Genomic DNA, 11,637 nt, shown 5'->3' with positions numbered 1-11,637 from the left:
CAGTCGATGGTGGGAAGGGTCAGGTGTGCGGCGGGCGGGGCGCATCGGAGATCACCGAGCGGGCCCACCCGAACATCCATCGGGTGGCCGAGGCGCCGTCGTCGTTCCAGTACCGCGTCGTCGCGTAGAGCGCGTGCACCGGGTTGTTGATGGCGCCCGCGAGCTTTCCGAGGGCGTCGAGGGGGTTGAGGATGGTCGGCGAATCGCACACGAGGTCACCCTCGGCGCAGATCGACCATGTGCGGTCCTTGAGGTCACCGAAGGCGCCCGGACGCCCACCCGTCATCGCGATGCCGGGGACGATCCCGCCGAACCCGCCGAGCGCCACCTCGGCGCCGACACCCTTCGGATCGGGGCCCGGCGTCTTCGCCTCACCGGGCTGACGTCGACCGTCGGCGATGAGCCCCACCCCGAGCACCAGGTCCTGCGCGACCGGTCCGCGGCCGTTGCCGATGTCGGAGGCGATGTCGCCCACGATCACCGCTCCCTGCGAGAAGCCCATCAACACATAACTCGTCAGCGGGCACCGCCGGTTGACCTCGGTGATCTCGCCCTTGGCGCGGGCGGTGCCCTGCGCGCGTGAGGTGTTGTAGTCGGTGGTGCGGTCGGCCGGGTTCGTCGGGTTCCGGAACTGTGCCACGTAGGGAACCGTGTAGACGTCGGCGCGCGAGCCCGGGAAGGCCTCACCCAACGGCCGCGACACCTTCAGCATCAACGATGCCGGGTTCGCAGACGGCGCATACGGGTCGTCGTTCGCCGAGGACTCCCACGTACCCGGCACGACGACCACCTGCACGTCGGGGCAGTCGGCCGACTGCGCGCTCGGACGCTGCGAACTGCTCTGCGGCGGTGTGCCGGGCCCGGGCCCGGGCGGGGACGGCCGCAACAGCGAGATGATGAGCGCGATCACGAGAACGATCGCGATGATCGCGAGCACCACGACGCCGAGGATCACGCCGATGACGATCCGACGCCGACGGCGGCGCGGATCGGTGGTGCGGGGCCGGGGAGGCATCTACGGCCTACTTGCAGTAGGTGGAGGTGGCGGCCGCGATCACCTTGTCGGCCTTGGCCGAGGCCGCGGCGGCGTCGGTGGTGCCCGACGCGACGAACGCGGTGACGTAGGTCTTGATCTGCAGTGCGTCGGTGTTGGAGGACCGGCTCGAGCACACGTACTCAGCGGTCGCGAAGGCGATCGCATTGTCGGGATCGTTGGGGAACGTCACGCCGACGCGCTTGAGTTCGGCGAGGTAGGCCGCGCCCTTGCTGCCCTGCGGTGCCGGCGTCGCGCCACCGGGGAACCCGGCCGGCGCCGAGCTCTGGGTGCCGGGAGCCGTTGCCGCCGAACCGGATTCCGGGGTGCCGCTCACCGCGGTGGACGACACCGAGCCCGAGGAGGCGGGTGCCGACGACGCCGGCGACGAGGTCACCGCGACCGAGCTCGACACGCTGTCGGGGGCACTGACGGTGGAGTCGCCGCTGCCGCACCCGGCGACACCCACGGTCACCGCGACCCCTGCGGTCGCCACGAACACCCGCATCCACTGCTTGTTCATCTCACGTCCTCGCTGATCTGGTCGGTCGTCGCCGGAGACGCCCGCGTGTCCCGACGGCCTGCGCCAGGCTACGCAATCGCCTCAGCGGATGGTCGCGACCCCGTTGACGACCTCGATGTACCCGCGTTCGAAGTTCACGCGGTCACCGCCGGTGACCTGGAACTGGTCGCTGATCGGGTAGCCGAGGCGGCCGCCCTCGAAGCCGACGGTCGCCCAGGCGTCGAAGACCGGTCCGCTCGGGAGGGCGAAGGCACCCTTGGCCGGGGTCCAGTAGATGTTGCCGCCCTCGAAGCGGTTGAACCTACCGCCGCGGGCCGCGCCGATCTCGTTGCTGGTCGGGAAGCCGAGGTAGCCGCCCTCGTAGCCGGTCTTGGCGTACTTCTTGATGATCTCGCCCTGCACCGAGTGGGCGCCGGTCTTGGCGGTCCAGTAGTAGGCACCGATCTGGAATCCCTGGACGCGCCCCTTGTCGTTCGGGGTGTCGACCTCGTCGCCGGTGGGGTAGCCGAGCGGTCCGCGCTCGTAGCCGCTCTTGCCCCAGTCGGCCAGGATCGCGCCGGTCACCGGGTGGGCGCCGGTGGCCTGGGTCCAGTAGACGTAGCCGCGCTGGAACTTGTTGAGACGTCCCTTGCGGTCGGGGGTGCCGAGCTCGTCGCTCACCGGGAACCCGAGGTATCCGCCGGGGCCGTCGGCCGCGACGTAGGCGCCGCCGATCGCGCCGGCCACCACGTGGGCACCGGTCGAGGCCGACCAGATGACCCGTCCGCCGCGGAAGTCCTGCGCGCGGCCGCCGGGCACACCGTATTCCGGCGTGAGGCACTCGCCGAGCTCGCGGTGCTTGGCCGAGACCGGCGCGATCGCACCGCTCACCGAGCACTTGGGGGTGTCGGAGGCGACCCCGAGCGCACGTGCGGCCTGCGGCCACGCCTGGTGCATCTCGAACTCCCAGTACTTCCAGGTGTGCGTGCCCGACGGTCGGTAGACGACCTGCGCGGCGACGCCGAGCTGGTTGAGCTTGGTGGCGAACTGCGTGGAGGTGACGCGGGAGAGCACCTCGAGTCCGACCCCGGCGTAGTTGGTGGCGAGGTACGGCAGCGTCGAGGGTGTGTCGTACTGACCGAGCAGACCGTTGCCCGACGACACGTAGAGGCTCACGCCCTTGAGCTTGTCGGCGAGGAGGTACGGGTCGTGCTCCTTCCACGCCGGATCCGACGGCGGCCCGAACATCTTGGCCGAGTCGTATCCACCGGCGTCGCGGACGGCGAACTGCACCGCCTGGGGCATGCCGAAGGAGCTGAGCTGCAGGATGCCCGAGAACGACGCGGCGAACCGGAAGAAGCCCGGGTTGCGCTCGGCGAGCATCATCGCGGCACTGCCACCCATCGACAGGCCTTCGACGCCGCGGACGTCGGTGGAACGCCACTGTCCCTGCAGGATCGGCGGGAGCTCCTTGGTCAGGAACGTCTCCCACTGGTAGTTCTTGCCGTTGTCGGGTTGCTTCCAGTCGGTGTAGAAACTCGACTCGCCGCCGACGGGCAGCACGACGTTGACGTTCTTGTCCTTGTAGAAGTTCTCGACGTCGGTGTTGATGGTCCAGCCGTTGTTGTCGTTCTGGGCGCGCAGGCCGTCGAGCATGTACAGCTGCGCGAAGCGTTCCTGGGGTGACTGGTTCCAGTCGCGGGCCAGCAGCATCTGCACCTGGATGTTGGTGCCCATCGCGGGCGAGTAGACCCAGATGGCCACGCGGCGGTCGGAGTACCAGAAGGTGTTGGTGACGCGAACGCCCGCCACCGGCGCCACCGAGGTGGCTGCGGGGGCGGGATCGGCCGAGGAGGCCGGCGCCGACGAGGCGGGCGCATCGGAACCGTCCGGCGCCGACGCCGCGACGCCCGTGCCACTGACCATGAGAAGCGCGGTCAGACCGGCTGCTGCCCCGAGAACTCCGCGCCGCCACACCCGCATCGACCGATACTCCTTCGCCACAACGGTTCTGCTCGTGTTCGACGGCCTCGTACACCGTCGACCCCGGTCGAGTGACCGAATCCGGCATTGGCACCGGCAGCAGAACGCCCTACGTGTAGAGGTCTACACGTAGGGCGCTGCGAAGTGTGGACGCCACACTGTGACTGCTGTGAATTTATGGGACTTGTGAGGTTTCTGTGACTCACCGGTCCCGGGCGGGGATCAGTCCCGGAACCAGCCCTGGTTCTTGGCGCGGAACACCATGTCCGACCAGTAGCCCCAGGCGTGCAGACCGGTGGACGGGAAGTCCGAGGTGATCTGGACGCCGTTGACCAGAGCCTGCACCTGGAAGGCACGCGACTGGGCCAGCGACAGCGCCTCGAGCGGGGCGCCCTGGATGAGACCCAGGAAGTCCGTCGGGAAGCGACCCTGCAGGCCACTGCCGGAGGCGACACGGACCTTCTTGCCGCGCATCTTGCCGATCTGCACGAACGGGTCGTTCTCCAGCCAGCGTGCGCTGGTGGGCGGTCCCCACATCGAGTCGGAGTTGAACGGGCCGACACCGGCCTCGATGCCCGCGTCGAGCAACGCGATACGGATGGCCTCGCGCATACCGGGCGCGGAGAGGTTCAGGTAGCCCGACATCGAGAACATGTGGTCGATGCGCGGGTTGTTCGCGCCGATGACCATGGCGGAGTTGCCGCCCATGGAGATGCCCATGATCGCGTACTTGCCGGTGCGGCCGACGGCGAGGCCGCGGCGGTCGAGCTCGGGGATCAGGCGCTGGTTGATCGCGCAGCTCCACCGGTAGCGGTAGGGCTGGTTGTTGAAGTTGCTGGGCGCGTTCCAGTCGCTGTAGAAGCTGGCCAGTCCACCGATGGGCTCCACGACGTTGACGCCGGAGTCGGCCATGTCCTGGATGCGGGTGTTGTGCTCCCAGCCGCTGATGTCGTTGGTGGCGCGCAGACCGTCGAGAGCGATGACGGTCTTGTAGTTGCCGGGCTTGGTCCACATGCGCACCTTCACCGCGGGCATACCGCAGCCGTCGATGAAGTACTGCTGCACGCGGGGGGCGGCCGAGGCGGTGCCCGATCCGACGACCACGGCGACCGACGACATCGCGGCGAGCGCCACGAACGCGGCCACCAGGCGCTTCATCATCGAGAACTGGGTCCCGGACCTGTGGGCTCGTGTACTCACACGCATCGAGTAGTGCTCTCTCTCTGTCCACACCGACGGAGTCGGTTCTTGATCGACACCGACGGGGTCGGTGGTCTATCGGCGTACGACGACGCCGAACCGGCCGACCGTCACCATCTCAATTCGGCAACGCAGAGCTCTCCACGTGCGCCGAACGGAGCCTATTGGATGCAATTGCGTCTGACAAACCTGTGAACCTGTTCCGTCGGCAAACCGTCACACCGGCGTGACCTGGCGAAACCGGTCCGTGTGAGCATATCGGTCGAAGACGGCACCGCGTTACACAACCGATATGTTTGAGATCTCGAACGTCACGGATCAGCGTTGGCCGACGGGCGCGGGGATCGGGATCCGGCACCGCTGCAGCTCGTACCGCGGCACGCGATCGATGCGGTAGTCGGTGAAATCGAACGACTGCACCAGGTTCCGGCGGAACCGCGTCAGGTTCATCGGCGCCTCGTAGGAGGCGATGAGGTCCTGCGTCGGCTTGCATGTCAACGCCGCCTTGGACTGTCGCACCCAGTCCTGGTCGAGGTAGAGCGGGAGGAACGGGTACACCGGCACGGCACCGCTCTCGGCGATCACCCACTCGGTGTCGAGGTCCTTGTCGTGACCGATGCGTGCGTCCTCGAGACGTTCGGTGTGCGAGGCGATCGGGTACGCGAGTCCCATCTGGTCGATCACCCGGACGTCGAGCGACGAATTCATGCTCGTCATGCCGAGATTCAGGAAGAAGACGGTGATCTGCTTGGGCACACCGGGCGGCGGCGGGACCGGCAGCGGGTCGTAGTACCACTCGTCGTAGTTGCCCGAGGGCAGCAGCACGCCGCCCTTGTCGGAGTGCTCGGCGATCGATTCGACCATCGCGCGCATACGCGGGTAGTTGAGGTAGTCCTCGGCGGTGACCGGATGCTCTATGCCGATGTTCTGGATGTAATAGCGCCGCTCGTCGACGATGCCGCTGCGACCGATGTCGGTGCCGTTGGGCATACCGGGCGAGTGCGAGGTGACGATCGCCCACACCACGGTGGTGACGAAGAAGGCCGTCGACGCGATCGCGACACCCACACCGACGATCCCGCCCCCGGCGGCACCCGCGCCCCGCAGGGAGGTGGGCACCGAGATCGGCAGCACCATCACCGGCAGCATGAGCAGGAACAGCGGGACGAGCAGCACGCGCGCGTGCATGAAGTCGCCACCCTGCCGCAGCCAGTACACCGCCTCCACGAGCCCGGCCACGAGGACGACCACCACGACCGCGCCCGGCGACCGCAGGCGTGATCGGAACCGCGCGACGCGACCGACCGAGGCGCTGCGGACCGGCGTGGGCAGCGACCGCGACCGCGCGAACCATACGAGCGCCAGCGCCAGCAGCGCCACGATCAACGGCAACAACAGGACGTAGGGCCCGAAGAGGTTGCCGAGGTAGCGGAACCCCTGTTCGAACTTCGAGCCGCTCGCATCCTTGGCGACGGCGGTGTTCGGGATGAGCAGTCCGTAGTAGCCCATCCGGAAGATCTGATAGCCGACCGGGAGCACCGCGGCGACCGCGACGAAGGCGATCCGCATGCGCCAGGTCATCGTGGTGGCGAACACCAGCAGCAGCACCAACGCGCCGACGATGGCCAGTTCGGGACGGATCAACGGCGAGAGCCCGGCCGTGAACGCCAGGGCCAGGGTCGATGCCCCTGCCTGCACCCCGGTGGCCTCCGGCGACCGACGCGCCCAGGCGACCAGCTGACACCACAGGACCGCGACCCAGAAGATGCAGAGCGACACCTCGAGTCCGCTGGTCGCGAAGTCGCGGGCAGGCGGCAGGGCGATGTAGACGAGCGCGCCGAGCGGGACGACGAGGACGAGCGCGGCACGGCCGGCGGCGGGCGCCCGATCCGACATCCCGAGCAGCCGATAGGTGCCGAACATCGCCAGTGGCAGCGCGGCGACCGAGAGCACCAGCGCGATCCACAGCACCACGTACTCGATCTGGGCGTCGGTGATCCACGTCCAGAACCAGATGAGGTAGGTCCACACCGTGGAGGTGTTGGCCTCCACGCGTTCGCCCTTGTTGAACACCGGGCCGTTGCCGGCGAGGAGGTTGCGGACCGTGCGGAGCACGATGAGCCCGTCGTCGGCGATCCAGCGGCGTTGCCAGGCGCCCGAGGCGAACAGGGCGGCGACCACCACGGCACTGATGGTGAAGGTTCCCGCGGGCAGGGCCGCGCGGGCACGGGAGAACGCGCTCGCGGGGCGCTCGGCGGCTATGGCTGTGCGATCGGTGATGTCAGCTTCAGCTGACGATGTAGACCGCGACACCCACGCATATTAACCAGGCGACCGCGAGGAACTGCAGGACGCGGTCCCCGAGCGCGATCTCCTCGGGCTCACCGGCCTGACCGCCGTCCACGTCGACGGCGTAGCGCAGGATCGCGACGGTGAACGGCACCATCGACACCGCGTACCAGACGTTGTCGGTGTGACCGGCCTCCTTGTCGAAGGCCCACAACCCGTAACAGAGGACGACCGCGGTGGCCGAGAGCGTCCACACGAACCGGAGGTAGGTGGTCGTGTAGTACTCGAGCGACTTGCGGATCTTCGCGCCGGTGCGTTCGGCGAGCTGTAGTTCGGCGTAGCGCTTGCCCGCCGCCATGAACAGCGACCCGAAGGCCATCACCAGCAGGAACCACTGCGACAGACCGTTGGGCAGTTCGGTGGCCACACCACCGGCGATCGCACGCAGCAGGAAGCCCGACGAGACGATGCAGATGTCGAGGACGGCCTGGTGTTTGAGGCCGAAGCAGTAGGCGAGCTGGATGCCGATGTAGACCGCGATGACAGCGGCGAGTTGCCAGTTGGCCAGGAACGACAGGCCCAGGGCGGCCACACCGAGCACGATCGCGAGGACGAAGGCGAACGACCGCGGCACCACGCCGGCGGCGATCGGCCGGTAACGCTTGGTCGGGTGCGCACGGTCGGCCTCGACGTCGAGGGCGTCGTTGACGAGGTAGATGCACGACGCGGCCATGCAGAACACGACGAAGGCGATCGCCGCGCGGGAGAGCACCGTGCCGTCGTCGACCGCACCGGCGGCCAGCGGAGCCGCCAGCACGAGTGCGTTCTTCACCCACTGCCGCGGACGGACGGCCTTGATCAGCCCACTCGTCAGGTTCTTCGGCGGGCCCTTGACCTCGGCGGTCTCGACCGGCTCCTCGCTCATCTCACTCCCATGCCGCGCATCGGTCCCCGAGAACTGCTCAGGGCACGCCACACCCGTGGCGTCACGCGCGCAGCCAGTCTGTCACTGCGCGTGGTCGCGGCTGCACACGCGGCTCCCACCAGGGCACCGGCGGCGACGTCGGACGGATAGTGCACACCCAACACGAGTCGCGACACCATCATGGGCGCCACCAGCACCGCGGGCAGGGCCGCGGGCGGCAGACCGGCCGCCCGGCCGAGCAGGATCGCCGCGGCGGTCGTGGAGGTGGCGTGGCTCGAGGGGAAGCTCAGCCGGCTCGGGGTCGACACCCCGACGGCGATGCGGGGGTGCTCGGGCCGCGGGCGACGCACGATCCGCTTGATGATCACCGAGGCCGCGTGGGCACCGAAGGCACCGACACCGGCCTGCGCGTACCGCGCCTGCGCGACGTCGTCGCCGCGCAGTCCCGACACCACGACACCGACACCCGCGGCGGCCATCCATCCGAGCGCGTGCTCACCGACGTGCGACATGCCGCGGGCGATGGTCAGGATCCCCGGGCGGTCGGCCAGCGCCGACTGGATCGCGACGAGGACCGCGTCCTCACCGGTCGGCTCGAGGTCACTGTTGGGAGAAGACACGTTCCCAGCTCTCTTCGCTCGTGAGGTCGGCGGCCGCGGCGCGGTAGGTGGTGCGCATCTCGTCGAACCGGGCCTTCACCTGTCGGTTGAGCGACAACGACTCCCGCAGCAGTGCCGCGGCGATGTCGCGATCGCGTTGCCGGTACACCACACCCCGCCCGTCGGCGGTCGTCACGGTCACGCCGTCGACGCGGCCGAGGCTGAACCAGCGGGCCTCGATCGGCGGGTAGTTGGCCTGCGGTACCTCGTGGTGTCGCGGATCGGCGGGGCGCAGGTTGTTGACCACGGCGGCCCCCAGCGACCGGACCTTCGAGATCGGGTTCGACGGCTGGTTCACGCCGAGGCCGGTGGCCTCACCGCTGGTGCGGGGCAGCGCCGTCGCCGACGGCAGTACCACGGCGTCGGGGTACTGCTTGCGCATCGCGGCGATCTTCGGCAGCGCGGTGGGCAGCAGGTCGCGGATGTGGTCGGGGCCGGCGAGGAAGTCGCGGATGGCCTCGTTCTGGATCGCGACCGTCGAGTACTCCAGGCACAGCAAGTGTTTCACCGTGGCCTTGGCCATGGAGGTGACGATGCCCTTCACCGGGCCGTCGTGGTGGATGGCTGCGACCACCAGCCGGTTACGCAGATGGAAGTAGGCCTGCCAGTCGATGGCGTCGTCCTTGTCGCTCCAGGCCATGTGCCAGATCGCGATCCCGGGCACCGTCGCGGTCGGGTAGCCGGCCTTGCGGGCACGTAGTGCGTACTCCCAGTCATCCCACTTGATGAACAGCGGCATCGGCAGTCCGATGTCCTCCGCGCACTGCCGCGGGATCATGCACATCCACCAGCCGTTGCCGTCCACATCGATGCGGCGGTGCAGGTTCTTCGACTTCTTACGGTCGCGCAGTGGGTATTTCGCGAAGTCGTGGTCGTAGGTGACGAACGGAGCCGCGGTCCACATGAAGCGGTTGCGGTCGATGCTCTCGCCCATGCAGTGCAGGTGACTGCGGTCCTGCAGGTTGAGCATCTGTCCGCCGACGAGCATGGGGTCCCGCGCGAAACGCGACATGGCCAGCGCCCGCAGGATCGAATCGGGCTCGATCGCGATGTCGTCGTCCATGAACAGGATGTAGGGGCTGTCGGTCTGGCGCAGCGCCTCGTACATGATGCGCGAGTATCCACCGGAGCCACCGAGGTTGCCCTGCTTGAACATCCGCAGACGGTCACCGAGAGCGGCTGCGGCGGAATCGAACCCGTCCTGCTCGCGCACGAGCTTGGTGCCCTGGTCGGGCATCATCACCGCGTCGATGACCTCGTCGACCAGGGGGTCGGAGGTGAGGGCCGCGAGCGCGGCGACGGCGTCGTCGGGACGGTTGAAGGTCGGGATGCCGATGGTGACGCGCCGGGTGTCGTCGCCCCCGGGGGCGTCGATCGGGGCGTACCAGGCCGCGGCGACGATCTCGGCGTCGGTATCGGTGGTGACGTCGAACCAGATCCACCCGCCGTCCTCGAACGGGCCGAGGTCGAGGGTGAACTCGATGACGCCGGTACCGGTCTCGGGATCGAGCGGCACCAGGTCGCCGCCGATGCCGATGCGGGCGCCGTCACTCTTCGAGCGGTAGACGTCCACACGGCAGGTGCCGACGACCTCGACACGCAGCACGACCGATTCGAGGATGCTCCAGCGACGCCAGTACGACGCGGCGAAGGCGTTGAAGTAGGTCTCGAAGCTGACCTCGGAATCGGCGCCCAGCGCCACCGATGTGCGGGTCGGGGCGTGCGCGCGGCGGGCGTTGTTCTCCGACTCCACCAGGTAGAGCGCGCGGACGTCGAGCGGTTCTCCCCGGCGGGGGAAGATGACGCGCTGCAGCAGCGTCGTCGCCGTCACCTAGGACTCCACCAGCGGCGCGCCGTCACGCAGATGCGGCGCCACGGTGTTGGTGAACATGGTCAGCGCGCTCGCGATCGCCATGTGCATGTCGAGGTACTGGTAGGTGCCCAGGCGGCCACCGAAGAGGACGTTGTGCGAGGCGGTCTCGGCCTTGGCGCGATCGCGGTAGCGGGCCAGCTTGGTGCGGTCGTCGGGGGTGTTGATGGGGTAGTACGGCTCGTCGCCCGACTCGGCGAAGCGGCTGTACTCCCGCATGATCACCGTCTTGTCCTTCGGGTAGTCCCGCTCGGGGTGGAAGTGCCGGAACTCGTGGATGCGGGTGAACGGCACGTCGCCGTCGTTGTAGTTCATCACCGGGGTGCCCTGGTAGTCGCCGGTCTCGAGCACCTCGGTCTCGAAGTCGAGTGTGCGCCAACCGAGCTCACCTTCGGCGTAGTCGAAGTACTGGTCGAGGGGGCCGGTGTAGATCACCGGGGCGCCCGCGTTCGCGGTCCGGATCTCGTCGCGCACGTCGAACCAGTCGGTCTCCAGGCGCACCTCGATGAGGTCGTGGTTCGCCATGGCCTGCAGCCACGCGGTATAGCCGTCGACCGGCAGTCCCTCATAGGTGTCGTTGAAGTAGCGGTTGTCGAAGGTGTAGCGGACCGGCAGACGAGTGATGTTGCCGGCGGGCAGGTTCTTCGGATCGGTCTGCCACTGCTTGGCCGTGTAGTGCTTGATGAACGCCTCGTAGAGCGGGCGCCCGATCAGGCTGATGGCCTTCTCCTCGAAGTTCTCCGCGGTGTCGCTGTCGAACTCGGCGGACAGCTCGGCGATCAGCGCGCGGGCCTCATCGGGGGTGTGCGACTTGCCGAAGAACTGGTTGATCATGCCCAGGCCCATCGGCAGCGGGTACGCCTGGCCCTCGTAGAGACCGAACACGCGGTGCTGGTAGTTCGTGAAGTCGGTGAACTGGTTGACGTAGTCCCACACGACCTTGTTGGAGGTGTGGAACAGGTGCGCCCCGTACTTGTGGATCTCGATGCCCGTGGTCGGCTCGGGCTCGGAGTACGCGTTGCCACCGAGGTGGTTCCGGCGGTCGATCACGAGGACCCGTTTGCCCAGTTGCGACGCGGTGCGCTCGGCGAGGGTGAGTCCGAAGAAACCGGACCCCACGACGATCAGATCGTAGGAGGAATCGGGTGCTGCGTTGTCAGGTGCCACGGGGCCTCA

At 68.2% G+C, this 11,637-nt stretch carries 9 protein-coding genes; all 9 read right to left on the bottom strand.

Translation table 11 applies throughout. From position 1 onward, the window contains the following. Nucleotides 1-19: 19 nt before the first annotated feature. Nucleotides 20-1,015 carry a cutinase family protein gene (locus tag ACLBW1_RS03090; protein WP_447810024.1) on the bottom strand — a complete coding sequence of 332 codons (996 nt, stop codon included), beginning with the start codon at nucleotides 1,013-1,015 and terminating at the stop codon, nucleotides 20-22. Nucleotides 1,016-1,022: 7 nt separating this feature from the next. Then, nucleotides 1,023-1,556, bottom strand: a complete 534-nt coding sequence (locus ACLBW1_RS03085; protein WP_447810023.1) for a DUF732 domain-containing protein — start codon at nucleotides 1,554-1,556, stop codon at nucleotides 1,023-1,025. A gap of 81 nt (nucleotides 1,557-1,637) precedes the next feature. Next, nucleotides 1,638-3,518, bottom strand: coding sequence for an alpha/beta hydrolase-fold protein (locus ACLBW1_RS03080; protein ID WP_447811122.1), 1,881 nt, complete (start codon nucleotides 3,516-3,518; stop codon nucleotides 1,638-1,640). Between the two features lie 222 nt (nucleotides 3,519-3,740). Further along, nucleotides 3,741-4,676, bottom strand: coding sequence for an alpha/beta hydrolase (locus tag ACLBW1_RS03075; protein ID WP_447811120.1), 936 nt, complete (start codon nucleotides 4,674-4,676; stop codon nucleotides 3,741-3,743). 360 nt (nucleotides 4,677-5,036) lie between these two features. Next, entirely contained in the window at nucleotides 5,037-7,031 is a 1,995-nt protein-coding gene (gene zomB, locus ACLBW1_RS03070) for a flagellar motor control protein ZomB (protein WP_447810022.1), read from the bottom strand. Then, nucleotides 7,006-7,932 (bottom strand): decaprenyl-phosphate phosphoribosyltransferase, encoded by a 927-nt coding sequence (locus ACLBW1_RS03065; protein ID WP_447810021.1) that lies wholly within the window; start codon nucleotides 7,930-7,932, stop codon nucleotides 7,006-7,008. Before ACLBW1_RS03065 ends, zomB begins: the two co-directional genes overlap by 26 nt. Next, complete coding sequence (locus tag ACLBW1_RS03060) at nucleotides 7,929-8,552, bottom strand: phosphatase PAP2 family protein (protein ID WP_447810020.1); 624 nt, start codon at nucleotides 8,550-8,552, stop codon at nucleotides 7,929-7,931. Before ACLBW1_RS03060 ends, ACLBW1_RS03065 begins: the two co-directional genes overlap by 4 nt. Then, a complete protein-coding gene (locus ACLBW1_RS03055) occupies nucleotides 8,533-10,422 on the bottom strand; it encodes a glycosyltransferase (RefSeq protein WP_447810019.1) in 1,890 nt (629 codons plus the stop codon). Before ACLBW1_RS03055 ends, ACLBW1_RS03060 begins: the two co-directional genes overlap by 20 nt. Beyond that, complete coding sequence (glf, locus tag ACLBW1_RS03050) at nucleotides 10,423-11,628, bottom strand: UDP-galactopyranose mutase (protein WP_447810017.1); 1,206 nt, start codon at nucleotides 11,626-11,628, stop codon at nucleotides 10,423-10,425. It abuts the gene before it with no gap. Between the last annotated feature and the right edge of the window lie 9 nt (nucleotides 11,629-11,637).

The organism is Williamsia sp. M5A3_1d, assembly GCF_053345315.1.
This window is presented reverse-complemented; position numbering and strand designations above follow the sequence as displayed.

Bases quoted from the DNA above. Each gene is read 5' to 3' on its own strand.
- ACLBW1_RS03090 (WP_447810024.1), bottom strand. From the start codon at position 1,015: ATGCCTCCCCGGCCCCGCACCACCGATCCGCGCCGCCGTCGGCGTCGG.
- ACLBW1_RS03085 (WP_447810023.1), bottom strand. From the start codon at position 1,556: ATGAACAAGCAGTGGATGCGGGTGTTCGTGGCGACCGCAGGGGTCGCG.
- ACLBW1_RS03080 (WP_447811122.1), bottom strand. From the start codon at position 3,518: ATGCGGGTGTGGCGGCGCGGAGTTCTCGGGGCAGCAGCCGGTCTGACC.
- ACLBW1_RS03075 (WP_447811120.1), bottom strand. From the start codon at position 4,676: ATGAAGCGCCTGGTGGCCGCGTTCGTGGCGCTCGCCGCGATGTCGTCG.
- ACLBW1_RS03065 (WP_447810021.1), bottom strand. From the start codon at position 7,932: ATGAGCGAGGAGCCGGTCGAGACCGCCGAGGTCAAGGGCCCGCCGAAG.